Annotated in this window: 26 protein-coding genes; all 26 read left to right on the top strand. The window is 46.9% G+C overall.

Annotation, left to right across the window (positions count from 1 at the left end; all coding sequences use genetic code 11):
* Window positions 1–3: 3 nt before the first annotated feature.
* Complete coding sequence (locus Q9R36_RS02760; RefSeq protein WP_009795890.1) at window positions 4–366, top strand: response regulator; 363 nt, start codon at window positions 4–6, stop codon at window positions 364–366.
* A 28-nt stretch (window positions 367–394) separates the two neighbouring features.
* Window positions 395–1084: a flagellar biosynthetic protein FliO gene (locus Q9R36_RS02755; protein WP_253616647.1), complete on the top strand. Its 690-nt coding sequence runs from the start codon at window positions 395–397 to the stop codon at window positions 1082–1084.
* Window positions 1081–1746 (top strand): flagellar type III secretion system pore protein FliP, encoded by a 666-nt coding sequence (gene fliP / locus Q9R36_RS02750; RefSeq protein ID WP_311224512.1) that lies wholly within the window; start codon window positions 1081–1083, stop codon window positions 1744–1746. Before Q9R36_RS02755 ends, fliP begins: the two co-directional genes overlap by 4 nt.
* Window positions 1747–1758: 12 nt before the next feature.
* Window positions 1759–2028: a flagellar biosynthesis protein FliQ gene (fliQ, locus tag Q9R36_RS02745; protein ID WP_009795887.1), complete on the top strand. Its 270-nt coding sequence runs from the start codon at window positions 1759–1761 to the stop codon at window positions 2026–2028.
* A gap of 4 nt (window positions 2029–2032) precedes the next feature.
* On the top strand, window positions 2033–2815 hold the full coding sequence (fliR, locus tag Q9R36_RS02740; RefSeq protein ID WP_009795886.1) for a flagellar biosynthetic protein FliR: 783 nt from the start codon (window positions 2033–2035) through the stop codon (window positions 2813–2815).
* Window positions 2812–3894, top strand: coding sequence for a flagellar biosynthesis protein FlhB (gene flhB, locus Q9R36_RS02735; RefSeq protein WP_009795885.1), 1083 nt, complete (start codon window positions 2812–2814; stop codon window positions 3892–3894). The genes fliR and flhB overlap by 4 nt, the downstream gene beginning before the upstream one ends.
* 242 nt (window positions 3895–4136) lie before the next feature.
* Window positions 4137–6173, top strand: coding sequence for a flagellar biosynthesis protein FlhA (gene flhA, locus Q9R36_RS02730; RefSeq protein WP_009795884.1), 2037 nt, complete (start codon window positions 4137–4139; stop codon window positions 6171–6173).
* Entirely contained in the window at window positions 6170–7315 is a 1146-nt protein-coding gene (gene flhF / locus Q9R36_RS02725) for a flagellar biosynthesis GTPase FlhF (RefSeq protein WP_009795883.1), read from the top strand. The genes flhA and flhF overlap by 4 nt, the downstream gene beginning before the upstream one ends.
* Window positions 7308–8180, top strand: a complete 873-nt coding sequence (locus tag Q9R36_RS02720; RefSeq protein ID WP_009795882.1) for a MinD/ParA family protein — start codon at window positions 7308–7310, stop codon at window positions 8178–8180. The genes flhF and Q9R36_RS02720 overlap by 8 nt, the downstream gene beginning before the upstream one ends.
* The gene (locus tag Q9R36_RS02715) at window positions 8181–9272 is read left to right on the top strand and encodes a protein-glutamate methylesterase/protein-glutamine glutaminase (protein ID WP_311224511.1); all 1092 of its coding nucleotides are present in this window, start codon (window positions 8181–8183) and stop codon (window positions 9270–9272) included.
* A gap of 20 nt (window positions 9273–9292) precedes the next feature.
* Window positions 9293–11317 carry a chemotaxis protein CheA gene (locus Q9R36_RS02710; protein ID WP_009795880.1) on the top strand — a complete coding sequence of 675 codons (2025 nt, stop codon included), beginning with the start codon at window positions 9293–9295 and terminating at the stop codon, window positions 11315–11317.
* A gap of 43 nt (window positions 11318–11360) precedes the next feature.
* Window positions 11361–11825 (top strand): chemotaxis protein CheW, encoded by a 465-nt coding sequence (locus Q9R36_RS02705; RefSeq protein ID WP_009795879.1) that lies wholly within the window; start codon window positions 11361–11363, stop codon window positions 11823–11825.
* On the top strand, window positions 11818–12474 hold the full coding sequence (locus tag Q9R36_RS02700; RefSeq protein ID WP_009795878.1) for a chemotaxis protein CheC: 657 nt from the start codon (window positions 11818–11820) through the stop codon (window positions 12472–12474). Before Q9R36_RS02705 ends, Q9R36_RS02700 begins: the two co-directional genes overlap by 8 nt.
* A complete protein-coding gene (locus tag Q9R36_RS02695; protein WP_009795877.1) occupies window positions 12467–12964 on the top strand; it encodes a chemotaxis protein CheD in 498 nt (165 codons plus the stop codon). Before Q9R36_RS02700 ends, Q9R36_RS02695 begins: the two co-directional genes overlap by 8 nt.
* Window positions 12965–13228: 264 nt before the next feature.
* Window positions 13229–13990, top strand: coding sequence for a FliA/WhiG family RNA polymerase sigma factor (locus tag Q9R36_RS02690; protein ID WP_009795875.1), 762 nt, complete (start codon window positions 13229–13231; stop codon window positions 13988–13990).
* Between the two features lie 68 nt (window positions 13991–14058).
* A complete protein-coding gene (locus Q9R36_RS02685; RefSeq protein WP_009795874.1) occupies window positions 14059–14364 on the top strand; it encodes a hypothetical protein in 306 nt (101 codons plus the stop codon).
* Window positions 14365–14373: 9 nt separating this feature from the next.
* On the top strand, window positions 14374–14988 hold the full coding sequence (locus Q9R36_RS02680) for a hypothetical protein (protein ID WP_009795873.1): 615 nt from the start codon (window positions 14374–14376) through the stop codon (window positions 14986–14988).
* A gap of 144 nt (window positions 14989–15132) precedes the next feature.
* Window positions 15133–15834, top strand: a complete 702-nt coding sequence (gene rpsB, locus Q9R36_RS02675) for a 30S ribosomal protein S2 (protein WP_009795872.1) — start codon at window positions 15133–15135, stop codon at window positions 15832–15834.
* Between the two features lie 89 nt (window positions 15835–15923).
* Window positions 15924–16805, top strand: coding sequence for a translation elongation factor Ts (tsf, locus tag Q9R36_RS02670; protein ID WP_009795871.1), 882 nt, complete (start codon window positions 15924–15926; stop codon window positions 16803–16805).
* 104 nt (window positions 16806–16909) lie between these two features.
* Entirely contained in the window at window positions 16910–17635 is a 726-nt protein-coding gene (gene pyrH / locus Q9R36_RS02665) for a UMP kinase (RefSeq protein ID WP_009795870.1), read from the top strand.
* Window positions 17635–18192, top strand: coding sequence for a ribosome recycling factor (frr, locus tag Q9R36_RS02660; protein ID WP_009795869.1), 558 nt, complete (start codon window positions 17635–17637; stop codon window positions 18190–18192). Before pyrH ends, frr begins: the two co-directional genes overlap by 1 nt.
* Window positions 18193–18479: 287 nt before the next feature.
* Window positions 18480–19256, top strand: coding sequence for an undecaprenyl pyrophosphate synthase (locus Q9R36_RS02655; protein WP_009795867.1), 777 nt, complete (start codon window positions 18480–18482; stop codon window positions 19254–19256).
* A gap of 19 nt (window positions 19257–19275) precedes the next feature.
* A complete protein-coding gene (locus tag Q9R36_RS02650) occupies window positions 19276–20073 on the top strand; it encodes a phosphatidate cytidylyltransferase (protein ID WP_094767432.1) in 798 nt (265 codons plus the stop codon).
* A 43-nt stretch (window positions 20074–20116) separates the two neighbouring features.
* The gene (locus Q9R36_RS02645; RefSeq protein WP_311224510.1) at window positions 20117–21259 is read left to right on the top strand and encodes a 1-deoxy-D-xylulose-5-phosphate reductoisomerase; all 1143 of its coding nucleotides are present in this window, start codon (window positions 20117–20119) and stop codon (window positions 21257–21259) included.
* A gap of 242 nt (window positions 21260–21501) precedes the next feature.
* Window positions 21502–22779, top strand: coding sequence for an RIP metalloprotease RseP (gene rseP / locus Q9R36_RS02640; RefSeq protein ID WP_094767430.1), 1278 nt, complete (start codon window positions 21502–21504; stop codon window positions 22777–22779).
* A gap of 128 nt (window positions 22780–22907) precedes the next feature.
* Window positions 22908–24614 carry a proline--tRNA ligase gene (locus Q9R36_RS02635; RefSeq protein ID WP_311224509.1) on the top strand — a complete coding sequence of 569 codons (1707 nt, stop codon included), beginning with the start codon at window positions 22908–22910 and terminating at the stop codon, window positions 24612–24614.
* Window positions 24615–25459: the final 845 nt, after the last annotated feature.

Below are 25459 nucleotides of genomic sequence, written 5' to 3'. Positions count from 1 at the left end.
ATTATGGCACAGAAGATTTTGATAGTGGACGATGCGGCATTCATGCGAATGATGATTAAGGACATCCTGTCCAAGAATGGCTACGACGTTGTCGGCGAGGCAGCGGATGGGGCCCAGGCTGTAGAAAAATACAAAGAAACACAGCCTGACCTGGTGACAATGGACATAACGATGCCGGAGATGGATGGCATCACTGCACTGAAAGAAATCAAAAAGCTTAATCCTTCTGCAAAGGTCATCATGTGTTCGGCCATGGGTCAGCAGGCGATGGTCATCGATGCCATCCAGGCCGGCGCAAAGGATTTTATCGTTAAGCCTTTCCAGGCTGACAGGGTCTTGGAAGCTATCTCAAAAACCTTAGGCTAAAAGCAATTTTAAAAATAGAGGGTGCATCATGTTGCAAATAGTTAAACAATTGCTCATAACCCTGCTTCTTGCTGCAGCTGCTTTGCCGGGCCTTCAAACTGTGGCCCAGGCAGAGCAGCTGAATAACAGCGTCAAAGACTGCTTTGAGCAGAAAGCGGGAGATTGCGCAGAGCCTGCAAAGGGAGCCGGCTCGGCTGCAAAGGAAGAAGGATCTGGCGGAGTTGGCATTAACAGCTGGGATATAGCCAAGATGATTTTTGCCACAGCATTTGTCATTGGCCTGCTGTACTTTCTGCTTAAATTCATCAACAAAAAAAGCCGGACCTATAAATCTTCCCAGCTTGTCGAAAATCTCGGCGGCGCCTCGCTCGGAGCCAGCAAAAGCATTCAGATCATCAAAGTAGGCAGGCAGCTTCTTGTAGTGGGTGTGGGTGATAATATACAGCTGTTGAAAGAAATAGATGATGAAGAAGAATATCATCAGATCATCAATGATTATAACAACAAAATGGAACAGCTTGTTCAGCCAAGCGATATTGTGACAAAAGTGATTCAAAGAGCAAAGGCAGCCAGAACGGCAAATGCGGCAAAATCAAAATCCGCTGAAGGCAGCAATGGTGATTTTCAGTCTGTCTTAAAAGGACAGCTGGAAGAGCTGAGCAGAGAGCGCAGGAAAATTCACCAGGAAATGGAGCAGAAGGGGCCTAAAGATCAATGAATGAATTTATGGAATTTTTCAATGCGAGCTCCCCTGATAATGTATCCACTTCAATAAAAATGCTCCTGCTGCTGACGGTTTTATCGCTGGCGCCAAGCATATTGATTTTAATGACATGTTTCACCAGGATCATCATTGTTCTTTCTTTTGTCAGAACGGCGCTTGCTACCCAGCAAATGCCACCCAACCAGGTGCTTGTAGGCCTCTCGCTTTTTTTGACATTCTTCATCATGGCACCCACCTTCCAGGAGGTTAATGAACAGGCGCTGACTCCGCTTTTTAATGATGAAATCAATCTTGAACAGGCGTACGAAAAAGCTTCTGTCCCTTTCAAGGACTTTATGAGCGCCCATACAAGGCAGAAGGATTTAGCTTTGTTCCTGGAATATTCCGGTGCCGAAACGCCGGAATCCATACAGGATATTCCGCTGACAGCGCTGGTTCCGGCATTTGCCATCAGTGAGATAAAAACTGCTTTCCAGATTGGATTTATGATTTTTATCCCTTTCCTAGTGATTGATATGATAGTGGCCAGTGTGCTTATGTCTATGGGGATGATGATGCTTCCGCCGGTCATGATATCACTTCCGTTTAAAATTTTGCTGTTCGTTCTTGTGGATGGATGGTATCTCGTGGTCAAATCTTTACTACAAAGTTTTTAAGCAGGTGAATGAATGAGTCCCGAAACAGTTATATCGATCGCAGAGCAAGGGATTATGAGTGTTTTATATATCAGCGGGCCGCTTTTGGTGCTTGCGCTTGTCGTGGGGCTGATTGTCAGCATCTTTCAGGCGACCACCCAGATCCAGGAACAGACCTTGGCATTTGTGCCAAAGATCGTTGCTGTCCTTCTCGGTGTTGTTTTTTTCGGCCCTTGGATGCTCAGCCATATGCTTTCTTATACAAATGAAATATTTTCAAATCTGACTAGATTTGTAGGATGATGACATGCTAGATTTACTTCCGGCGTTTCCTGCTTTTTTACTGATATTTGTAAGAGTGACTTCCTTCTTTCTTCTGATGCCGCTTTTTTCTTACCGGTCAATCCCTAATACCCATAAAATTGGCTTGGGCTTTTTTCTGGCCTGGATCATCTTTTATGCGGCGGATGCCCCGGCATTTGAAATTAATGGTGCCTATTATTTGCTGATTATGAAAGAAGCACTGGTTGGGCTTGTCATAGGCTTTATATCATATTTAATCCTTTCGGCCATTCAAATAGCAGGCGGTTTGATCGACTTTCAGATGGGTTTCGCCATCGCCAATGTAATTGATCCGCAAACAGGTGCGCAAAGCCCGCTCATGGGCCAGTATTTATACACGATATCTCTGTTTTTCCTCCTGATGGTCAATGGGCATCATCTGCTCATTGATGGTATTTTCTACAGCTATCAGGCTATACCGCTCGACCAGCCGTGGATCCCGTTCGGGGATGAAGGTATGGCTGAATATATGCTGCGGGCCTTTAATTCGATGTTCATATCGGCATTCCAGATGTCTGTGCCGGTGGTCGGGTGTCTGTTCCTTGTGGATGTGGCGCTCGGAATTGTAGCAAGGACCGTTCCCCAGCTGAATGTGTTTGTAGTCGGAATTCCGCTGAAAATCGGCGTTAGCTTCATTGTTCTTGTTGCTGTTATGAGTGTCCTGCTCTATGTAGTCTCGCAGCTTTTCGGCGCGATGGCCAGTACAATGAAAGGCCTGATGGATCTGATAGGGGGAGCGTCTGGATGAATAGGATCAGGCTTGATTTACAGTTTTTCAGCGGGGAGAAGACAGAAAAGGCCACCCCCAAGAAGCGTCAGGACTCCCGTAAAAAAGGGCAGGTTGCCAAAAGCCAGGATGTCAATACAGCCTTGGTTCTGCTGGCTGTATTCCTGTTTCTCCTTTTTGCAGGCGGATATTTAAAAAATATCATCATGTATTTGCTGACGCACTCTTTTCAGGAATTTATGCTCATGGAACTGACCGAGAGCAATGTACAGGCCATTTTCCTTGCAGTCATGAAGGAATTGGCTTTGTTTCTGGGACCGGTCATGCTGATTGCCATGATTGCCGGGGCAGCAGCCAATTATATGCAGGTTGGATTTTTATTTTCAACCGAAGCCATTCAGTTTAAGCTGGAAAAAATAGATCCTATCAAAGGATTTAAAAGAATTTTTTCAATGAGGGCCATTGTGGAGCTGCTGAAGTCGGTCTTAAAGATCGGATTTGTCGGTGCGGTCACATTTGTGGTTTTATGGATGCGGATTGACGAAATCCTGATGCTTTCACAAAAATCCCCGGGGGCGGCACTGATCATTTTGGCCAGTCTTACCGTGCAGATGGGCTTATTTGCATCAGCTGCGCTTCTCTTTTTATCTGTCCTGGATTATCTCTATCAGAAGTATGATTTCGAGAAAAACATCCGGATGTCCAAGCAGGACATAAAAGATGAATATAAAAACATTGAAGGCGATCCTTTGATCAAGTCAAAGATCAAGCAGAAGCAAAGAGAAATGGCGATGAGCCGCATGATGCAGGAAGTGCCGAACGCCGATGTCGTCATCACCAATCCTACCCACTTTGCCATTGCCCTGAAGTATGACGAAGAAAAGCAGGATGCACCGTATGTGGTGGCAAAAGGCGCAGATTATGTTGCACAGAAAATCAAATATATAGCCAAAGAAAATGAGGTAATTACGGTGGAGAACAGGCCGCTGGCGAGGGCTCTGTACAGCCAGACTGAAATCGGCAGCACCATACCTGAGGAGTTTTTTAAAACGGTTGCGGAAATCCTTGCGTATGTATACCGCACCAAGAACAAAATGTAAGCAGCAGCGAAGAGGCCTGAACAGTCCGGCCATGATGACGCTTCTGAATAGAGCGGAGTCCTTCGTCTGCGTTCCATCGAACCAAGTGCCTTACGCATTTCTAAATTGTCCAGCTCCAGGCACTAGCCCCTCGAGGTCTTAAGCCACATAAGGACGGGAGGAAGAACGCCTCCCATCCTTATGCGTCTTAAGCTTGTCGTGGCTGAACAAGTGCCTTACGCATTTCTGTTAGGAGAGAGATTATGTCTGGTAGAGATTTATCGGTTGTTGTCAGTGTCATCCTGATTGTCGCCATGCTTATCATACCATTTCCATCGTGGCTGTTAAGCATCCTGATCATCATGAATATATCACTGGCGCTTCTCGTTTTGCTGATATCCATGAATATGAATGAACCGCTGCAGTTTTCCATTTTTCCATCGCTCCTGCTGCTGCTGACATTATTCAGGCTTGGACTGAATGTATCCACGACCCGGTCTATTTTATCAAAAGGTGAAGCAGGCGGTGTCGTTGAGACGTTCGGGACATTCGTTGTCGGCGGGAATGTAATAGTAGGGATGGTTGTTTTCCTTATCCTGATTATTATCCAATTTATCGTTATAACAAAAGGTTCTGAGCGTGTTTCAGAGGTTGCAGCAAGATTTACGCTTGATGCAATGCCAGGAAAGCAGATGAGCATCGATGCTGATCTGAATGCGGGGATGATTTCTGAGCATGAAGCAAGGGAAAGACGGGAAAAGGTCAGCCGGGAAGCTGATTTCTACGGCTCGATGGATGGTGCGAGCAAATTTGTAAAAGGGGACAGCATAGCCGGGATCATCATTGTCCTGATCAACCTAATATTCGGGATTGTCATTGGCATGATGCAGCAGGGACTTGGCTTCGCTGATGCGGCCAGCCGCTATTCGCTGCTGACAGTGGGTGACGGGATCGTCAGCCAGATCCCTGCATTGCTTATTTCAACCGCGACAGGAATTGTCGTGACCCGGGCAGCATCCGAAGGGAATCTGGGCAAGGATATTACTTCACAGATACTCGCATACCCAAAGATGCTGTATGTAACCGGAGCGACAATATTCCTGCTTGGACTGTTTACGCCTATCAGCAATATCCTTACTTTCCCGATTGCCGGATTGTTTGCTTTTGGCGGATTTATGTTATCAAGGGTGAAGGAGCCTGATAAAGAGCAGCTTCAGGAGATAGAGGAAGAGCTGGAAACAGATGAAATGAAGAGTCCTGAAAGTGTGGTCAGCCTTCTGAATGTGGACCCCATTGAATTCGAGTTTGGCTATGGGCTTATCCCGCTTGCAGACGCCAATCAGGGCGGAGACCTTCTTGACAGGATCGTGATGATCCGGAGGCAGCTTGCAATTGAACTGGGGCTGGTCATTCCTGTGGTGAGAATCAGGGATAATATCCAGCTGCAGCCGAATGAATACAGGCTGAAGATTAAAGGAAATGAAATGGCCCGCGGTGAGCTGCTGCTTGACCATTATCTGGCCATGAGCCCCGGGATTGAAGATGACAGCATCGACGGGATTGATACGGTCGAGCCTTCCTTTGGGCTTCCAGCCAAATGGATAACAGAGGAAACGAAAGAGCAGGCAGAAATTTTTGGCTACACGGTAGTGGACCCCCCTTCGGTCGTCTCTACCCATATTACTGAAATCATCAAAGCGAACGCCTATGATCTGCTCGGAAGGCAGGAGACAAAGCAGCTGATTGACCATCTGAAGGAAAGTTACCCGATCCTTGCAGACGAAGTCACGCCAAATCCATTGTCAGTTGGCGAAGTTCAAAAGGTATTGGCCAAGCTGCTTAAGGAGAATGTTTCTATCCGCAACCTGCCGATCATTTTTGAAACGCTGGCTGATTTTGGAAAAGTGACATCTGATACAGATCTGCTCACTGAATATGTAAGGCAGGCGCTGGCCCGCCAGATCACCAACCAGTATTCCGCACAGGGCGATTCCCTGAAAGTTGTGACATTGTCAGGGAAAATTGAAAAGCTGATAGCAGAAGGCATCCAGCAGACTGAGCATGGGAATTATCTTTCAATGGATCCGGCTGTTTCACAAAGCATCCTGGAATCGATCGCTTCCCAGGTGGAGCAGCTTTCCATCATGGACCAGTCGCCTATCGTTCTTTGCTCGCCAGCCGTTAGGATGTATGTGAGACAATTGACAGAACGGTATTTCCCGCTCGTGCCGATCCTTTCCTATAATGAATTGGAAGCAAATGTAGAAGTACAAAGTGTAGGGGTGGTGAACATCGATTGAAAGTAAAAAAATTCACGGCACCTTCAATGCCTGAAGCAATGAAAATCATCCGCGAAGAGCTTGGCAGCGATGCAGTCATCCTGAATTCCAAAATGGTGCAGACAAACGGATTCCTAGGGTTTTTCAAGAAAAGGAATATTGAAGTCATTGCAGCAATAGATCCTGAGCCCAGCCAGCCTAAGGAAGTATTAAAAGAAAAAATGATCGAGCCTCCGCCTGTAAAGGCAGCTGAATTTTTTCCAAAAGCAGGGGGACCTTCTTCGGAAGAACTGGCAGCGGAAATCCGGGAGCTTAAGCGTTTAATGCAGCAGTCTTCTTCTGGAGGAAGCTTAAGAGCCCAATCTTCCCTGCCGCTTCCGCTCAAGAAAGTGCAGGAAGAGCTGGCAGGACAGGAAGTGGAACCTTCAATCATTGAAGAGCTTATGGAAAAGCTTTTGGTAAAATGGTATAAATCTGACTTAGAACCTGATTTTAACAAGATTAATAGCTGGCTGAGGGAACTTTTGACGGCAAAGCTCGAAACAGCCCAATATGGCGGAATTGCGTTTGATCACAAAATCATTAACTTTGTCGGACCTACAGGCGTTGGCAAAACAACTACTCTGGCTAAAATAGCTGCTGAATGTGTGATAAAGCAAAAGAAAAAAACGGCCTTCATCACTACAGACACGTATAGAATCGCTGCCATCGACCAGCTGAAAACATATGCAGATATACTCGATGTGCCTATGGAAGTATGCTATACAGAGGAAGATTTCAAGGCTGCAGTGGACACTTTCAAGGACTTTGAGGTCATTTTGATTGATACAGCGGGACGCAATTTCCGCAACCCGAAATATGTCCAGGAGCTTAAAAGCCTGCTTGAGGCAGAAAGCAGCCAGACCTATCTGGTCCTATCGTTAACATCCAAGCAAAGGGATATGGAAGAAACAATCAAACAATTTTCAGTAGTGGACATTAACAGGTTCATATTCACAAAAGCAGATGAAACGTCGACCTTTGGACCGCTGCTCAACATAATTGATAAAACAGGAAAAGGGGCAGCCTATCTGACTACCGGCCAAAATGTCCCGGATGATCTTGTGCCCGCCGGCCCGAAAACAATAGCCGGGGCGATAATGGGAGAATCAAAGTATGAATGACCAGGCAGAACAGCTTAGAAGGAAACTGAGGAACGGGGAAGATAAGGCTTCAGCAAAGACTATCGCTGTAATAAGCGGGAAAGGAGGAGTAGGGAAATCGAATTTTTCCCTGAACTTCTCCCTTTCACTCCAGGAAAAAGGGCATGATGTTCTGCTGCTGGATCTTGATATCGGAATGGGGAATATAGATGTCCTGCTTGGCCTTGCTTCTCCTTATTCGGCTGCAGACTATTTTGCAGGCAATGCTTCACTCGAGAAAATCATTTCAGTGGGACCGCATGGACTCCATTACATAGCAGGGGGAACAGGCCTTTCTCAGCTGGCCGAGATCTCAGCACCGGTGCTTGACCAATTTTTCTTGGATTTCTCGGAGCTGTTTTCTAAATATGAATATATCATTCTGGATATGGGTGCGGGAATCAGCAGCCAATCTCTTCATTTTATTTTATCCGTGAATGAACTGATAGCAGTGACAACCCCTGAGCCGACTTCTTTGACCGATGCTTATGCTGCTTTGAAGTTCATCCATCTCAGGGACAATAAGATGCCGATTAGTATAGTCGTCAATAAAGCAGAAACAGAGAAGGAAGCAGCCTCGGCGTTTAACAGGATATCACAAGTAATGGAAAGCTTCCTGGGAAAAAGGGTCACAAGGCTTGGCGCTGTTCCTGATGACCGCAGCGTTCAGCAGGCCGTCAGGAAGCAGACCCCTTATCTGCTTTATAAAAGAAGCTCGGCAGCTTCAAGGGCCACTCTTGACATTGCTGATTTTTTCCTGCAGCAGAACGGGAAGCAGCAGGCTGATGGGAAGGTTCCCTTTATGTCGCGGCTTAAGCAATTGCTTTTTGAAAAGGGGCGGAGCTAAATGGGCAAGATCAATGTACTCGTAGTGGATGACTCTGCTTTTATGAGAAAGCTTATCTCTGACTTCCTCTCTGAGAATGAACAAATCAATATATGCGGAACCGCTAAAGATGGGGAAGATGCTTTAAGGAAGATTGAGGAATTGAAGCCGGATGTCGTTACCATGGATGTGGAAATGCCGAAGCTTAATGGACTTGATGCATTAAAGAGAATCATGGAAGTTCATCCCCTTCCTGTCGTCATGCTGGCCAGTGCCACCAAAGAAGGCGCAGAAAAGACAATGAACAGCATCCAGCTCGGAGCTGCCGATTTTATCTCAAAGCCTTCAGGTTCTATTTCACTGGACTTGTTCAAAATTAAACAGGAGCTTGCAGAGAAGGTCATTGCTGCAAGCAGGATATCAGCTGCCAAACTGGCAGACAAGCCTTTATATGGAAAAAATACTATTAAGCTATACGAAAATTATAGTAAAATAGAACCAGAGACTTTCGGACCGCCCCTCAAGCCAGGCAGCCTGCCCGCAGCAGACAAGCTTGTGTGCATCGGTACCTCAACCGGCGGGCCGAGAGCGCTTCAAAAGGTGTTTTCCAAGCTTCCAGGGTCCCTGGATGCACCAGTGCTTGTTGTCCAGCATATGCCTCCAGGCTTTACCAAGTCATTGGCTGACAGGCTGGATCTCTTGTCGGAGCTGTGTGTAAAAGAAGCCGAGCACGGCGAATTGCTGAAAAAAGGGACAGCTTACATAGCGCCCGGGGGCCTTCACCTGACAGTACAGCAGACGAAAGCCGGCTTGATGGCGGTCTTAAGTGAAGCTGCGCCGGTCAATGGGCACAGGCCATCAGTAGATATACTGTTTGAGTCGGCAAGCATGATTGAAAATTGCCATAAAATCGCTGTAATCCTGACTGGCATGGGTTCAGACGGGACAAAAGGCTTATCAGCAATCAAGAGCAAAGGAAATGCTTCTGCTATTGCAGAATCAAAAGATTCAGCGATTGTATTCGGAATGCCGAGGACGGCAATAGAAACCGGGCTTGTCGATAAAGTTGCGAATATAGAAGAAATTGCTGAAAAAATAAAGAGCTATGTTTAATTCAGAGGGGTGAAAGCGCCATGGAAATGAGCCAATATTTAGAAGTATTTATTGAAGAAAGCAGGGAGCATCTGCAAGCGATTAATGAACATCTGCTTGAACTTGAAAAGAATCCTGCCGATTTGAAAATAATTAATGAAATATTCAGATCTGCCCATACGTTAAAAGGAATGTCTGCCACAATGGGTTACGAAGACCTGGCCCGCCTGACCCACCAGATGGAGAATGTTCTTGACGCTATTAGAAATCAAAAGATAGGCGTCACGCCTGAACTCCTGGATACCGTTTTCCTGGCAGTCGATGATTTGGAAGCCATGGTATTATCCATTTCAGAAGGAGGGGATGGAAAGCGCGATGTCAGTACGGCGGTAAAGCAGCTGGAGCTGATTGAAAATGGCCAAACCCCTTTAATGGAATCGCGTCAGGAAGCGGCGGCTGCGGCTGCTGCAGAAGCAGAAGTTCCTGCAGAGCTGAGAAGTGATTATGATGAATTTGAACGGACTGTGCTCAGCCAGTCAAAGGAACAGGGCTTTGACGTTTTCGAGATATCCATCTCTTTGAGGGAAGATTGCCTCCTGAAGGCTGCGAGAGTATTTATGGTGTTCGAAGTATTGGAGAAGTCCGGTGAAATCATTAAGTCCAATCCTCCTGTGGACGTGCTGGAGGAAGAGCAATTTGATTCAGCCTTTACGGTCACGCTGGTTACAAAGGAACCAAAAGAAGAGATTCAGGCGAAGATCATGAAAGTATCAGAAATTGAAAAGGCAGAAATCATAAACATTGACCTGATGCCTGCCAGTCCGGCTGAAGAAGAACCGGCGCCTGCACCCGGCATCATCCAGCCTGTGGAAGAACCAAAAGAAGAAAGCAGGAATGGTGCACCGGCCAAACAGGCAAGCAGCAAAACAATCCGGGTGAATATAGAGCGTCTGGATATATTGATGAATCTGTTTGAAGAGCTTGTCATTGACAGGGGAAGACTTGAGCAGATTTCGAAAGAGCTCAACAACCAGGAGCTCCACGAAACCGTTGAAAGAATGTCCCGCATCTCAGGAGACCTTCAGAATATTATTCTCAATATGAGGATGGTGCCTGTTGAAACGGTATTTAACCGCTTCCCTAGGATGGTCCGCCAGCTGGCCAGGGACCTGAATAAGAAAATCAATCTTGAAATTGTAGGTGCAGAAACAGAACTGGACAGAACGGTTATAGATGAAATTGGCGATCCTTTAGTACACTTGATCCGCAATGCACTGGATCACGGAGTTGAAACTCCGGAAGTACGGAAGGCGAACGGGAAAAATGAAGAAGGGACAGTCGTTCTGAAAGCGTACCACAGCGGCAACCACGTCTTCATCGAACTGATCGATGACGGAGCTGGGATAAACCGTGACAAAGTCCTGCAAAAAGCTGTCAAAAACGGCATTATAACGGAGCAGGCAGGCGCTTCATTAACTGACAAACAGGTGTACGAGCTCATTTTTGCATCCGGTTTTTCCACTGCAGACAAAATCTCGGATGTTTCCGGCAGGGGCGTAGGCCTGGATGTAGTGAAAAGCACCATTGAATCATTAGGCGGAACAGTCACGATTGATTCCCAGGAAGGAAAAGGCTCAACCTTCTCCATCCAGCTTCCGCTGACACTTTCCATCATTTCTGTCATGCTGATTGAAGTACAGAAGGAAAAGTATGCGATTCCTCTTTCGTCTATTATTGAAACGGCAATCATTAAAAAAGAGGATATCATGAATGCCCACAACCAGAAGGTCATAGATTTCCGCGGCAAGGTCGTTCCGCTTCTGTTCCTGAAGGATGTGTTCGCTGTTCCTGTGCATTTGGAGGAAGATGGTTATTATTCGGTGGTCATCGTCCGCAAAGGGGACAAGATGGCTGGACTGGTAGTCGACTCGTTTATTGGACAGCAGGAGATCGTGCTTAAATCACTCGGAGGCTATCTGAATGATATTTTTGCAATTTCCGGAGCTACGATCCTTGGGGATGGGCAGGTTGCATTGATTGTTGACTGCAATGCTTTAATAAATTAATAGACTGGCATGAAAGCTACTGCCAATTCAGGGAGTGTATGAAATGAGTGAAACAATGACCGCAGATTTAAAACTGATCATTTTCTTATTAAAAGATAAAGAATATGCGATACCGGTCTCTCAAGTAAGATCAATCGAGAAAGTACAGCATATTACAAGAGTGCCCGGGGCAGCCTCCTCTGTCAAAGGAGTGATCAATCTGCGCGGCGTGGTTACCCCGATCATTGACCTGAGGACAAGATTCGGTCTTGAACAGAAAGAGTATAGTGACAGCACAAGGGTCATCATCGCCTCGGCCGATGAGATGGAAGTCGGCCTCGTGGTTGACGGGGCCAATGATGTGATCGACGTATCAGAAGATTCTATAGAACCATCGCCGAACGTGATCGGCGCCGAGGAGGCGGAGTTCATAAGCGGTGTCGTCAAAGTGGAAAAACGCCTGCTGATCCTGATCGACCTTGGAAAGATTCTGGAAGGCGGAGAAATGAAGCTGGCAGGCCATGAGTAAGCAGACCGGCAGCTTCCTGCACGGCATTTCATCCCTGCACCTGGACCTGCTGAAGGAGATCGGCAATATCGGGGCAGGGCATGCAGCAACCGCGCTGTCGACTTTGCTGGATAAAAAGATTGATATGAGAGTCCCGAATGTTAAGATCGTCTCATTTGATGAAATGATGGAAATGGCCGGGGGCCCGGAAAATGTAGTGGCCAGCGTTTTTCTGAGAATCGAGGGCGATGCCCCCGGAAGCATGTTCTTCATCCTTCCGGTGGAGCAGGCCGAATCCTTCATCCGGCAGATGACTGCTGATGACAGATTTCAGCTGGCAGAACCGCCTTTTGATGAAATAGGGCTGTCAGCTCTGCAGGAAATGGGCAATATTCTGGCAGGCTCCTATTTGTCCTCACTCTCTGATTTTACAAATCTTTCACTCTATCCTTCAGTGCCTGCACTCGGAATCGATATGGCAGGAGCGATCATCAGCTTCGGCCTTATAGAGCTTTCCCAGGTGAGCGACAGTGCAATTGTCATCGAGACAACTTTGACTGAAGTGGCACCGGCTGTCACGCATACATTAAAAGGCCATTTTTTTCTGCTGCCGGACCCCTGCTCCTTTGAAGTGATTTTCAGCTCTTTGGGAGTATTGGGCGATGAATGAAATTGCCAGCATCATCAAGGTCGGTATAGCAGATTTGAAAATCGCATCTATGCCTGACATACTGCGCACCTCGGGACTTGGCTCCTGCGTAGGAGCAGCGGTATATGACCAGTCATCAGGCCTCGCGGGAATGGCACATATCATGCTTCCTGATTCTTCCCTTGCGCGAGCCGGTTCAATCAATAAGCTGAAGTACGCCGATACAGCGATCGAAGAACTCGTAAGGCAGATGGTCCGGCACGGGGCAAGTCCGGGATTTCTCAGGGCCAAGATTGCCGGAGGGGCGCAGATGTTCCAATTTTCTTCAGGAAGCGACCTTATGAGAATCGGGCCGAGAAATGTGGAAGCAGTCAAAATAGCCCTGCAAGTGCATAATATCAGGCTGATTGCAGAGGATGTCGGAGGAAACAGCGGAAGGACAATAGAATTCAACACGAAGACGTCCATGCTGCAGATCAAAACGGTCAACAAAGGGGTCACTGAGCTGTAGGGCAGCCCTGCTCGAACATGAAAACAATTCTAATAGCTTCATCCCCGGGCACAATCCATCTCCAGAAAAAAGTCAGCCATTTGAATGGGGCTGATTTTTTTCCGCTTTTGGCCCAGTGAAAAAGCGGGATGAGCTGACTGAGGATATATAGGAAATGTTTCCTGAATCTGAGAATTTCAACTGCTGCAATATTAATAGGAAAGCAATTTTGATATAATTTACAAATACTACACCGGGCTTGCGCTTAAGGAGGTATACGTACGAATGCATGGACAATCATCTGATGAACAAGCATATTGGGCATTATGGCAGCAAAGCCGTGATGCTGAGGCCGGCAATTCCCTTGTAAAAAGATATATGCCTCTAGTGAGCTATCATGTTCAGAGAATCTCTGCCGGCCTCCCGAAAAATGTTTCCAGGGATGAGCTGAGGAGCCTCGGCTTGATGGGGTTGTATGATGCGCTTGAAAAGTTCGATCCCACAAGGGACCTGAAGTTTGATACGTACGCTTCCTTCCGGATCAGAGGATCGATTATAGATGGCCTGAGAAAAGAGGACTGGCTTCCAAGGAGCACAAGGGAAAAAGCAAAAAAGATCGAAGCTGCAGCGGAAAGGCTGGAGCAGCATCTAATGAGAAAGGCGACGGCGGCTGAAATCGGGAAAGAAGTGGACCTGCACGAAGATGAAGTGCAGACGGTCATGAGCGAGCATTTTTTCGCAAATGTCCTTTCAATGGATGAACAGCCTCAGGATCAGGATGAGAAGGATGGAGCAACCTATATCCTTAAAGACCATCGCGCAGTGGTCCCGGAGGAGAAGGTGGCAAAAGATGAACTCCTGTCAGAGATGGCCGATGCGGTTTCCTGCCTGAATGAAAAAGAACAATTGGTCATCAGCCTTTTCTATAAAGAAGAGCTGACACTGACAGAGATTGGCCAGGTGATGGGGCTTTCCACTTCAAGGATATCCCAGATCCATACGAAAGCCATATTCAGCTTGAGGCATACACTTCAAAAGATCATGTAAATGGCTTGGCCCGAGGGTATCATGCACTGCTGATAACAGCAGGAGCGATCTGAAGGGAAGTGTCCGATATGAGTTTGAAGCTGATTGAAATGCAGGTTGCCCTTCCAAGGATGCAGGATGCATCCAAGATCCAGGAGCAGCTGCAGCAGAGAGGACAAATGATGAACGACCAGGCGGCAAGGGCTGTGCAGAAGCAGGAGGAGAAGGACAGGAAGTCGGTCGTGAAGAAGCATTCCCGGCTTCAGGCCGGCTGGCAGAAGGAACGGAGCCCAAACAGCGGCGGATCGCTGCCTGAAAAGGAAAAGGAAGAAAAGGATGAAATCGTAAAAGAGGTTCATCCCTACAAAGGAACATCAATTGATTTTAGAAGATAGAGGGATTCAATGACTATTTTTCTGCTGGCAGTCAGTTTGATTATCAATCTGATTCTCATTTTTGCAGTAGCACTATTGTATATGCGCCAAAATCGCCTTTTTGAAATGGAGAAAAGGCAGGGGCAGTCATTCAGGGAAGTGGAAGATGCAATAGCCGCTTTCATAGTAGAAATAAAAGAAGATAACGACAAGCTGCTGAGGAACATTCAAAAAAGCTCACAGCCTGCAGGGGATGTTCATTCTGAAACTAATGGGACTGCGGCTGCCCAAGCTGCAGATGCCGGTGCGGGCAGAGTGAAAGATCCTCCCGCACCCAATCTGAGAAAAGGTTCCTCGATGCAGAAGAAGGCTGCCCAGGCGTACAGCCAAAAGAAGGAGCCGATGCCGGAGGATTATATGCTTTTCCCCGAGGATATTGTCGAGCTCGGAGAAGCCTCCCAGAGCGGGGCTGAACCTTCCCCGGCAGAACCTGAAGAAAGCGGACAGGCAGGCGGATCCATCCTGGAACAGGCCCAAACCCTTCACGATCAGGGGTTTGCCGAAGAGGAGATAGCCAGGAAACTTGGCAGGGGGAAAACTGAAATATCATTATTATTGAAATTTCGTCAAAATCGGCAGGAATAACTTGATTGTAAAAGTCACTTGTGCTATATTTACTCATGGTGTTAATACACACGCCTATGGATTCAGGCAATTGGTGCTGTTTTGTACAGTTTTTGACTGAAGATGATATGGGCGGAGGCAAACAAACCATTAGGAGGAACTAACATGTCAGTAATTTCAATGAAACAGCTGCTTGAAGCTGGTGTACACTTCGGTCACCAGACTCGCCGCTGGAACCCTAAGATGAAGAAATATATCTTCACTGAGCGTAACGGCATCTACATCATCGACCTTCAGAAGACGGTCAAGAAAGTAGAAGAAGCTTATAACTACGTGAAAGAACTTGCTGGTAACGGCGGAACAATCCTTTTCGTTGGTACAAAGAAGCAAGCTCAGGATTCTGTTAAGGAAGAAGCTCTCCGTTCTGGTATGTACTTTGTAAACCAGCGCTGGTTAGGCGGAACTTTAACTAACTTTGAAACAATCCAGAAGCGTATCACTCGCTTGAAGGACATCGAAAGAATGTCTGAAGACGGAACTTTCGAAGTGCTTCCTAAGAAAGAAGTTGTACAGTTAAGAAAAGAACAAGAACGTCTTGAAAAATTCCTTGGCGGAATTAAAGATATGAAGACTCTTCCAGACGCTCTATTCATCATTGACCCGCGCAAAGAGCGCATTGCAGTTGCAGAAGCTCACAAGCTGAACATCCCTATCGTCGGCATCGTTGATACAAACTGCGATCCGGACGAAATCGATGTTGTTATCCCTGCAAACGATGATGCTATCCGCGCTGTTAAGCTTCTAACAGGTAAAATGGCTGATGCTATCCTTGAAGCTAAGCAAGGGGAAGAAGTAACAACTGCTTAATGTCTGTAAAGGTGATAATAGGGAGCACCCTTTATCACCTTTTTTTAAAGAAAATATGAAAATTACATATATTTAAGGAGGATTTCACTATGGCAATTACTGCTCAACTCGTTAAAGAATTGCGTGAAAAGACTGGCGCTGGAATGATGGACTGCAAAAAGGCGCTTCAGGAAACAGATGGTGATATGGAAAAAGCAATCGATTTCCTTCGCGAAAAAGGTATCGCTAAAGCTGCTAAAAAATCTGACCGCATCGCGGCAGAAGGGACAACTTACATCCTTGCACAAGGCAATGAAGCTGTCATCCTTGAAGTGAACTCTGAAACAGATTTCGTTGCAAAAAACGAAGGCTTCCAGGTTCTTGTAAAAGAATTGGCAGAGCACCTGCTTAAAAACAAGCCTGCTTCTGCTGAAGAAGCTGCTTCACAAACAATGGAAAACGGTGCGACTGTAGAAGCGCACATCAATGCTGCAATCGCTAAGATCGGAGAAAAGCTTTCCCTTCGCCGTTTTGAAGTGAAAAGCAAGACTGACAGCGACGCATTCGGTGCTTACCTGCACATGGGCGGACGCATTGGCGTTCTGACTGTTCTTGAAGGTTCAACTGATGAGCAGGCTGCTAAAGACGTAGCTATGCACATTGCTGCATTGAACCCTAAATATGTGTCACGCGATGAAGTTTCTGCTGAAGAAGTAGAGCGCGAGCGCCAGGTTCTGACTCAGCAGGCTTTAAACGAAGGCAAGCCTGAAAACATTGTTGCAAAAATGGTAGAAGGCCGTTTGAGCAAATATTTTGAAGACGTTTGTGTCCTTGACCAGGCATTCGTTAAGAATCCTGACCAAAAGGTTCGCGACTTCGTAAAATCAACTGGCGGAACTCTTAGCGAATTCGTTCGCTACGAAGTAGGAGAAGGCATTGAAAAGCGCGAAGACAACTTTGCGGAAGAAGTTATGAACCAGGTGAAAAAATAATAGATAAAAGCCGTTGAATCTGCTTTTATGAAGGTAATCGGGGAACACATTGTGTTCCCTCTTTTTCAAGAAATCATGTAATTCCAATACATATGGAGGTTCTTATGAGCAGCCCTAAATACAAACGAGTTGTCTTAAAATTAAGCGGTGAAGCTTTAGCAGGAGAGCAGGGCTTCGGCATTAATCCTTCTGTCATCAAGTCGGTTGCGCAGCAGGTGAAGGAAGTTTCCGATCTTGGGGTCGAAGTGGCGGTCGTCGTAGGCGGCGGCAACATCTGGCGCGGGAAGATCGGGGAAGAGATGGGGATGGACAGGGCGAATGCAGACTATATGGGCATGCTTGCAACTGTCATGAATTCCCTTGCCCTTCAGGACAGCCTTGAAATGCTGGATGTTGAATCACGCGTTCAGACATCCATCGAAATGCGCCAGGTTGCAGAGCCTTATATCCGCAGGCGTGCAATCCGCCATCTGGAAAAAAAGCGTGTCGTAATCTTCGCAGCCGGTACTGGCAACCCGTATTTTTCAACAGATACTACAGCAGCATTGCGTGCTGCTGAAATCGAAGCAGAAGTTATCTTAATGGCGAAAAATAATGTAGATGGGGTATACTCCGCAGATCCTCGGCTAGATGTAAATGCGGTTAAATATGAAGAATTGTCTTATCTGGATGTCCTGAAAGAGGGGCTTGCCGTAATGGATTCAACAGCTTCCTCCTTATGCATGGACAATAATATTCCGCTTATTGTATTCTCAATTATGGATAACGGCAATATTAAGCGTGCCGTATGCGGTGAAAAAATCGGAACGATCGTCAGGGGGAATAAATAATGCCAAAACAAGTTATTTCAAACTCGAAGGAACGTATGACAAAAGCAATCCAGGCGTATTCACGGGAGCTTGCAAGCATCCGCGCAGGCCGGGCAAGCGCTTCGCTGCTTGACAGGATCACTGTGGATTATTATGGGGCGCCTACACCGGTCAACCAGCTTGCTGGAATTTCCGTGCCTGAGGCCCGCCTTCTCGTCATCCAGCCTTATGATAAGAGCATTCTTGGAGAAATCGAAAAGGCGATCATTAAATCTGACCTTGGCCTGAATCCTACGAATGACGGGAATCTGCTTCGCCTTGCCATCCCTGCCCTGACTGAGGAACGCAGGAAAGAGCTTGTGAAGGTAGTCAAAAAAGAATCAGAAGATGCAAAGGTCGCAATCCGCAACATCCGCCGCGATGCCAACGATGATCTGAAGAAGCTGGAGAAAAACGGCGAGATTACTGAAGATGACCTTCGCGGCTACTCAGATGACATCCAGAAGATGACAGATGAGCATATCACAAAGGTCGACAGCATCACAAAAGACAAAGAAAAAGAAATTCTTGAGGTTTAATTCTTTTTCCGGTGTTATATCAGCTAAATATACAAGAACCCTCTATGTATATAGGGGGTTTTTTTGCTCATATGGCGATATGGAGCATAATTATGGCATCCTGCCATAATGTGCTGCTTCTTGTATTCTTATTTTTATTATGTTTACATATTCTTTTTTATAGAGATATCTTCATTTATTTTTGGTATGATAAGAACGTGCGGATTTTGGGAACAGGCAAATCGTACATTTTGGGGAAAGATCTTTTTTCGGAGGATAAGAGAAACGCATTTTGAAGGAGCCGTCTTATGTTAAATAAAATTAAAAAATGGAAGAACCAAGCACCTTCTTCCGATCTCCGAGAGCGCATAATAAAAATAAGGGAACAAAAAGTACCTTCTCATGTAGCGATAATAATGGATGGGAATGGCCGCTGGGCCAAAAAGCGGGCCCTGCCGAGAATAGCAGGGCACCATGAAGGGATGAAGGTGGTCAGGAGGACGACTAAGCTTGCCAACGAGCTCGGAATCAAGACTCTGACCCTTTACGCTTTTTCGACTGAGAACTGGAAACGGCCGAAGCTTGAAGTCGATTATCTCATGAAGCTTCCGGAAGAATTCCTGGGAACTTTCCTTCCAGAGCTGGTTGAGGAAAATGTCCGTGTCCAGATGATAGGCTATAAAGATAAGCTTCCGGGCCATACACTCAGAGCGATTGAAAAGGCAATGGAAGAAACAAAGGACAATGATGGCCTCATTCTGAACTTTGCTCTCAATTACGGCAGCCGGGCAGAAATACTCGAAGCCGTCAAACGGGTCTTAAATGATTGCCAAAGTGGCATAATGGAAGAAAGCGAACTGAATGAAGAAGTTTTTTCAGCCTACCTAATGACTGAAGGGCTGGAAGATCCCGATCTTCTGATCCGGACAAGCGGAGAAATCCGCCTGAGCAATTTCATGCTGTGGCAGCTGGCTTATACGGAGTTCTGGTTCACAGATGTATTATGGCCGGACTTCACTGAGGGAGAATTGCTCGAGGCCATTGAGGTGTTCCAAAACCGTCAGAGGCGGTTCGGAGGAGTATAATAAAGGTGTTGAAAACTAGATGAAGCAAAGAATCATAACAGCGATCATTTTTGGAGCTATACTAATCCCTGTTGTCATATACGGAGGGACACCGGTTGTGCTGCTTGCCTATGTGCTTGCCGCCGCGGCTTTATTTGAAGTATTGAAAATGCGCAGGCTTAAGATGTTATCAGTGCCCGGCATTATTACACTTGCTCTATTATGGGGGCTGATGCTTCCTGATGGTGCACAGGAATGGCCGGCATTGCAGTTTGCTGCCGGATCAAAGACAGAAATCGGGATGCTTGCTGTCCTGCTTTTGCTGACCTATACCGTGGCATCAAAGAACAGATTTACTTTTGATGATGCAGCCTTTTCAATTCTTGCATCCATATATGTGGGGATTGGCTTTTACTATTTTATTGAAACACGTGAAGCAGGCATTTTATTTATCTTTTTCTCTTTATTCATTGTATGGGCAACAGATTCCGGTGCCTATTTTATCGGGAAAGCCATGGGGAAAAACAAGCTGTGGCCTGAAATCAGTCCGAATAAAACGGTGGAAGGCTTTATAGGCGGGGTCGTATGCGCGGTCGCCGTTGCAGTTCTGTTCGTCCTGCTGACTGATATAGACGCGACACTGCTGCAGCTTACTTTCATCACGATTGTTCTGTCTATCTTCGGCCAAATAGGAGATCTGGCAGAATCGGCGCTTAAAAGGCATTATGAAGTGAAAGATTCCGGGACAATCCTTCCCGGGCACGGCGGCATCCTGGACAGGTTTGACAGCCTTTTATTCGTATGGCCGCTTCTGCATTTTTTCCAGCTGCTTAACTAGCCGGGAGAGTCTAGCTTGTTGAAACAATAGGAGTTGAACAATAGTGAAATATATTAGTTTAATGGGGGCAACCGGTTCTATCGGCACCCAGACCCTTGATGTCATAAGGGAGCATCCAGAGCAATTCAGGCTGGCCAGCATGAGCATCGGCAGAAACCTTGAACTTGGCAGGAAAATTATGTCGGAATTCAAACCTGAGCTGGTAGCGGCTGCAGAGAAGAATGATGCAGACACACTCGCAGGCGAGTTCCCGGGAATTAAGTTTGCTTATGGCCAGGAAGGGCTTATAGAAACAGCCGTACATCCAAAATCAGATGTCCTCGTTAACGCTGTCCTTGGCAGCGTCGGCCTTCAGCCGACACTTCATGCCATTGAAGCAAAGAAAACAATTGCGATTGCCAACAAGGAAACACTTGTCACTGCAGGCCATATCGTCATGGATGCAGCCAGGAGAAACGGTGTGGAGCTTCTTCCTGTCGACAGTGAGCACTCCGCTATCTTCCAGGCGCTTCAGGGGGAAAAAGAGAAGAATATCGATAAACTCATCCTTACAGCGTCCGGGGGAAGCTTCCGCGATAAAACAAGGGAAGAACTCAAAGATGTGACTGTTGAACAGGCTTTAAACCATCCAAACTGGTCTATGGGAGCTAAAATAACCATTGATTCTGCAACAATGATGAATAAAGGTCTTGAAGTGATAGAGGCCCATTGGCTGTTTTCTATAGCATATGAAAAAATTGAGGTCCTTCTTCATAAGGAAAGCATCATCCATTCTATGGTGGAATTCCATGACAGCTCTGTCATCGCCCAGCTGGGGACGCCTGATATGAGGGTGCCGATACAGTACGCCCTGACATATCCGGACCGCCTTCCCCACCGGACCGGCAAGAAGCTTAATCTGGCAGAAATCGGACAGCTTCATTTCCAGGAGATGGATTACAGCCGATTCCGCTGCCTGCAATTCGCATTTGATGCCGGCAGGCGGGGAGGCACACTTCCTGCTGTCCTGAACGCAGCTAACGAAGCGGCGGTTGCAGCTTTCCTGGAAGGTAAAATCACTTTCCTCCAGATAGAGGATTTAGTCGAAAAGGCTATGGAAAAGCATGCTGTTTCAGATAACCCGGGCCTCGAGGAAATCCAGGAAGTTGATCGTCAGACAAGGCAGCTGGTAAACTCGCTTCTATAAGCTGGTGTTCAGTACAGGAAAGAGGAGATCCAAAGAGGGTTTTGGCGCTTGAAGATTGCCGCCTTTCCGGCTCCATGCGCCATCCGCTTGCGGGAAAGCCGGCTGGCGAAAAGTCAAATAAAAACCTATCAGCCTGTTACCCTTGAAGCCTGCAGGATGAGGGCCAGGCAGACTTTGCCGCACGGCGCGGGCAGCTTTCGCTTTTCTTACTGAACAACCTCTAAAAAAAGGTGGTTATATTTTTGGATACTGTGATAGCCTTTATTATCATTTTCGGAGCCCTTGTTTTTTTCCATGAGTTGGGGCACTTTGTATTCGCCAAAAGGGCCGGCATTCTTTGCCGTGAATTTGCCATAGGTTTCGGCCCCAAGGTGTTCTCCCATAAAAAAGGAGAAACTGTCTACACCATCCGTCTGCTTCCGATTGGGGGATTTGTCAGGATGGCAGGGGAAGATCCTGAAATGGTGGAAATCAAACCGGGCTATCGTGTTGGTTTGATTTTGGATAATGACGAACGGGTCAGCAAAATCATCCTTAATAATAAAGATAAATATCCGGATGCAAGGCCGATTGAAGTGGAATATGCCGACATCGAGCATGATCTTGTCATCCGCGGCTATGCCGAGGGTGAAGAGGAAGAAAGGCTTGTTTCATATCCGATCAACAAGGATGCTCTCCTTGTCGAGGATGGTGTGGAAACGCTCATCGCCCCGTATGACAGGCAGTTTGCTTCCAAGACGCTCGGACAGAGGACCATGGCCATATTTGCCGGACCGATGATGAACTTCATCCTTGCATTTGTCGTATTTGTACTGATCGGTCTTCTTCAGGGGATGCCGACAAACGAACCTGAGCTTGGCCGGCTGACTCCTGATGGAGCTGCGAAGGAATCTGGCCTCCTTGAAGGAGATCAGGTCCAGAGCATCAATGGCGCTGAAATCTCTAGCTGGAACGATGTGGTGGAAATCATCCAGAAGAGTCCAGGTAAAGAGCTGGATTTCATCCTCAGCCGCGACGGAGAAGAGCTTGAAATCCCTGTAACTCCTGAGGCAAGGGAAGTTGAAGGGGAAAAAGGCAAAGAAACCATTGGCATAATCGGCGTGTACAGCCCGATGGAGAAATCTCCGCTGAAAGCCATCGCTTATGGTGCAGAAGAAACATACACATGGACGAAAGAAATTTTCGTCATGCTTGGTAAGCTTGTCACAGGCCAGTTCTCCATTGATGCTTTATCAGGCCCTGTCGGCATTTATGTATCAACAGATACAGTGGCTAAATCAGGCATCTATTATCTGATGAAATGGGCAGGAATACTGAGCATCAACCTTGGAATCATGAATCTGCTCCCAATTCCGGCACTTGATGGCGGGAGGCTTATGTTTTTTGCAGTGGAAGCATTGCGGGGCAAGCCGATTGACCGCAACAAGGAAGGGATGGTCCATTTTATCGGATTCGCCCTCCTTATGCTGCTGATGCTTGTTGTCACATGGAATGATATCCAGCGTTTCTTCCTGCAATAGAATAAAATAAACATCTGCGGCTATCTCCAGAACCGGCGATAGCCCAGTTTTTTCTCCGGATACCCGGGAAACAGGACGAGCCCTTACACTGATTAAGAATTAATATATGAAACGAAGAGGTGCTGATTATGAAGCAAAGCATGACACTTATCCCAACTTTAAGAGAAGTACCGGCAGATGCCGAGGTCAGAAGCCACCAGCTTCTCCTCAGGGCAGGATTCATCCGCCAGAACGCAGCGGGTGTATACAGCTATCTGCCAATGGCACGAAAAGTGCTGCAGAAAATCGAGGCCATCGTCCGGGAAGAAATGGATGACGCAGGGGCGAGCGAACTGTTGATGCCGGCGCTCCAGCAGGCTGAGCTGTGGCAGGAATCAGGAAGATGGTATACATACGGGCCAGAGCTTATGAGATTAAAGGATCGTAATGACCGGGAGTTTGCTTTGGGTGCAACCCATGAAGAAGTAATCACCAGCCTGGTACGTGACGAAGTAAAATCATATAAAAGACTGCCATTGACGCTTTATCAGATCCAGACAAAATTCAGGGATGAACAGAGGCCGCGTTTCGGAATTCTGCGCGGGCGCGAATTCATCATGAAAGATGCGTACTCTTTCCATTCTTCACAGGAAAGCCTTGATGAAGTTTACAGCAGGCTCTTTACAGCCTACTCTAATATCTTTACACGCTGCGGACTGAACTTCAGGGCAGTTATTGCTGATTCTGGCGCTATGGGCGGAAAAGATACCCATGAATTCATGGTGCTTTCCGATATCGGGGAAGATACGATTGCTTATTCCGATGCTTCGAATTATGCTGCCAATGTTGAAATGGCACCAGTCATCAACGCATATGCGAAAAGTGATGCCGCTCCAAAGGAATTGGAAAAGGTCCAGACGGAAAATCAAAGGTCGATTGAAGAAGTGTCTTCATTCCTGAATGTGTCAAGCGAGGAATGCATTAAATCCCTTCTTTTCAAGGTTGATGACAAATATGTGCTGGTTCTTGTCCGCGGTGACCACGAGGTAAACGATATTAAACTGAAGAACCTCTTCTCAGCTGCTTCGGCTGAATTGGCTTCTCCGGAAGAAACACGCAGCATCCTTGGCTGTTCTGTAGGATCACTGGGCCCAATCGGCGCTAAAGATGTTGAAATTGTTGCAGACCATGCTGTGGAAGCAGTAGTGAACGGCGTATGCGGTGCGAATGAAGAAGGATTCCACTATATCAATGTCAATGCCGGACGCGATTTTGAAGTCTCTCAATTTGCCGATCTCCGCTTTATCCAGGAAGGCGACCTCTCGCCGGATGGAAACGGCAAAATCCTTTTTGCAAAGGGCATTGAAGTCGGCCATGTCTTCAAACTTGGCACCCGCTACAGTGAAGCAATGAATGCCGTTTACCTTGACGAGAACGGCCGTACCCAGCCGATGATCATGGGCTGCTATGGCATCGGGGTATCCCGTATCCTTGCAGCAATCGCCGAACAGTACAACGATGACAAAGGCTTCATATGGCCGGCAGATCTCGCGCCATTCAAGGTTCACGTCATTGCCGTAAACATGAAGGACGAAGCACAGGCAGGCCTCGGAGAAGAGCTTTACAAAGAACTCCGTGGAAATGGCTACGAAGTACTCTTTGACGACAGGCCCGAAAGAGCCGGCGTAAAATTTGCCGACGCCGACCTCATCGGACTTCCAGTCAGAATAACAGCCGGCAAAAAAGCCTCCGAAGGCATCGTCGAAGTAAAAGTAAGAAGCACAGGCGAAATGGAAGAAATCCACAAAGACCAGCTATTAGAGCATATTGCGTCCATCCTTACTTCACAAAAGTAATTTAAGACTATAGACGGATCCCGCTGCGGGGTCCGTTTTCATTTGGGGAAAACAGTTAGTGAAAGATTCATTTCTATGTAGGATATTAAAAGTTATTAGAACTGCAAAAAAAATATAAAAGCCTGTTGATTGGAGTGGAAGGCACGAAGACTCCTGTGGGAAATAGCGGCAAGGCTGAGACCCCGCAGCGCGCAAGCGCGAGGAGGCTCAAACTCCGCCCCACGGAAAGCGAAGTGCCTGCAACGGAACTGAACACCCCATATAAAAGCAGAAACAATTTGCAGGAATAGAGCATAGGAATTTGGTTTTTAGAATTTAATACGCAAAAAAAGTTCAAAGCCCCTGTTGATTGGAGTGGAAGGCACGAAGACTCCTGTGGGAAATAGCGGCAAGGCTGAGACCCCGCAGCGCGCAAGCGTGAGGAGGCTCAAACTCCGCCCCACGGAAAGAGAAGTGCCTGCAACGGAAATCAACACCCTATATAAAAGCAGAAACAATTTGCAGGAATAGAGCATAGGAATTTGGTTTTTAGAAATTTAATACGCAAAAAAAGTTCAAAGCCCCTGTTGATTGGAGTGGAAGGCACGAAGACTCCTGTGGGAAATAGCGGCAAGGCTGAGACCCCGCAGCGCGCAAGCGTGAGGAGGCTCAGCGTCGCCCCACGGAAAGCGAAGTGCCTGCAACGGAAATCAACACCCCATATAAAAGCAGAAACAATTTGCAGGAATAGAGCATAAGAATTAAGTTTTCAGAAATTTAATACGCAAAAAAAGTTCAAAGCCCCTGTTGATTGGAGTGGAAGGCACGAAGACTCCTGTGGGAGATAGCGGAAATGTTGAGACCCC

Origin of the sequence: Bacillus sp. AG4(2022) (genome assembly GCF_031844465.1) — a bacterium.
GTDB lineage: Bacteria > Bacillota > Bacilli > Bacillales > Cytobacillaceae > Bacillus_AB > Bacillus_AB infantis.
This window is presented reverse-complemented; position numbering and strand designations above follow the sequence as displayed.

What these genes read in the sequence shown, in the direction of transcription:
- Q9R36_RS02760 (WP_009795890.1), top strand. Translation starts at nt 4, where the DNA reads ATGGCACAGAAGATTTTGATAGTGGACGATGCGGCATTCATGCGAATG.
- Q9R36_RS02755 (WP_253616647.1), top strand. Translation starts at nt 395, where the DNA reads ATGTTGCAAATAGTTAAACAATTGCTCATAACCCTGCTTCTTGCTGCA.
- fliP (WP_311224512.1), top strand. Translation starts at nt 1,081, where the DNA reads ATGAATGAATTTATGGAATTTTTCAATGCGAGCTCCCCTGATAATGTA.
- fliQ (WP_009795887.1), top strand. Translation starts at nt 1,759, where the DNA reads ATGAGTCCCGAAACAGTTATATCGATCGCAGAGCAAGGGATTATGAGT.
- fliR (WP_009795886.1), top strand. Translation starts at nt 2,033, where the DNA reads ATGCTAGATTTACTTCCGGCGTTTCCTGCTTTTTTACTGATATTTGTA.
- flhB (WP_009795885.1), top strand. Translation starts at nt 2,812, where the DNA reads ATGAATAGGATCAGGCTTGATTTACAGTTTTTCAGCGGGGAGAAGACA.
- flhA (WP_009795884.1), top strand. Translation starts at nt 4,137, where the DNA reads ATGTCTGGTAGAGATTTATCGGTTGTTGTCAGTGTCATCCTGATTGTC.
- Q9R36_RS02720 (WP_009795882.1), top strand. Translation starts at nt 7,308, where the DNA reads ATGAATGACCAGGCAGAACAGCTTAGAAGGAAACTGAGGAACGGGGAA.
- Q9R36_RS02715 (WP_311224511.1), top strand. Translation starts at nt 8,181, where the DNA reads ATGGGCAAGATCAATGTACTCGTAGTGGATGACTCTGCTTTTATGAGA.
- Q9R36_RS02710 (WP_009795880.1), top strand. Translation starts at nt 9,293, where the DNA reads ATGGAAATGAGCCAATATTTAGAAGTATTTATTGAAGAAAGCAGGGAG.
- Q9R36_RS02705 (WP_009795879.1), top strand. Translation starts at nt 11,361, where the DNA reads ATGAGTGAAACAATGACCGCAGATTTAAAACTGATCATTTTCTTATTA.
- Q9R36_RS02700 (WP_009795878.1), top strand. Translation starts at nt 11,818, where the DNA reads ATGAGTAAGCAGACCGGCAGCTTCCTGCACGGCATTTCATCCCTGCAC.
- Q9R36_RS02695 (WP_009795877.1), top strand. Translation starts at nt 12,467, where the DNA reads ATGAATGAAATTGCCAGCATCATCAAGGTCGGTATAGCAGATTTGAAA.
- Q9R36_RS02690 (WP_009795875.1), top strand. Translation starts at nt 13,229, where the DNA reads ATGCATGGACAATCATCTGATGAACAAGCATATTGGGCATTATGGCAG.
- Q9R36_RS02685 (WP_009795874.1), top strand. Translation starts at nt 14,059, where the DNA reads ATGAGTTTGAAGCTGATTGAAATGCAGGTTGCCCTTCCAAGGATGCAG.
- Q9R36_RS02680 (WP_009795873.1), top strand. Translation starts at nt 14,374, where the DNA reads ATGACTATTTTTCTGCTGGCAGTCAGTTTGATTATCAATCTGATTCTC.
- rpsB (WP_009795872.1), top strand. Translation starts at nt 15,133, where the DNA reads ATGTCAGTAATTTCAATGAAACAGCTGCTTGAAGCTGGTGTACACTTC.
- tsf (WP_009795871.1), top strand. Translation starts at nt 15,924, where the DNA reads ATGGCAATTACTGCTCAACTCGTTAAAGAATTGCGTGAAAAGACTGGC.
- pyrH (WP_009795870.1), top strand. Translation starts at nt 16,910, where the DNA reads ATGAGCAGCCCTAAATACAAACGAGTTGTCTTAAAATTAAGCGGTGAA.
- frr (WP_009795869.1), top strand. Translation starts at nt 17,635, where the DNA reads ATGCCAAAACAAGTTATTTCAAACTCGAAGGAACGTATGACAAAAGCA.
- Q9R36_RS02655 (WP_009795867.1), top strand. Translation starts at nt 18,480, where the DNA reads ATGTTAAATAAAATTAAAAAATGGAAGAACCAAGCACCTTCTTCCGAT.
- Q9R36_RS02650 (WP_094767432.1), top strand. Translation starts at nt 19,276, where the DNA reads ATGAAGCAAAGAATCATAACAGCGATCATTTTTGGAGCTATACTAATC.
- Q9R36_RS02635 (WP_311224509.1), top strand. Translation starts at nt 22,908, where the DNA reads ATGAAGCAAAGCATGACACTTATCCCAACTTTAAGAGAAGTACCGGCA.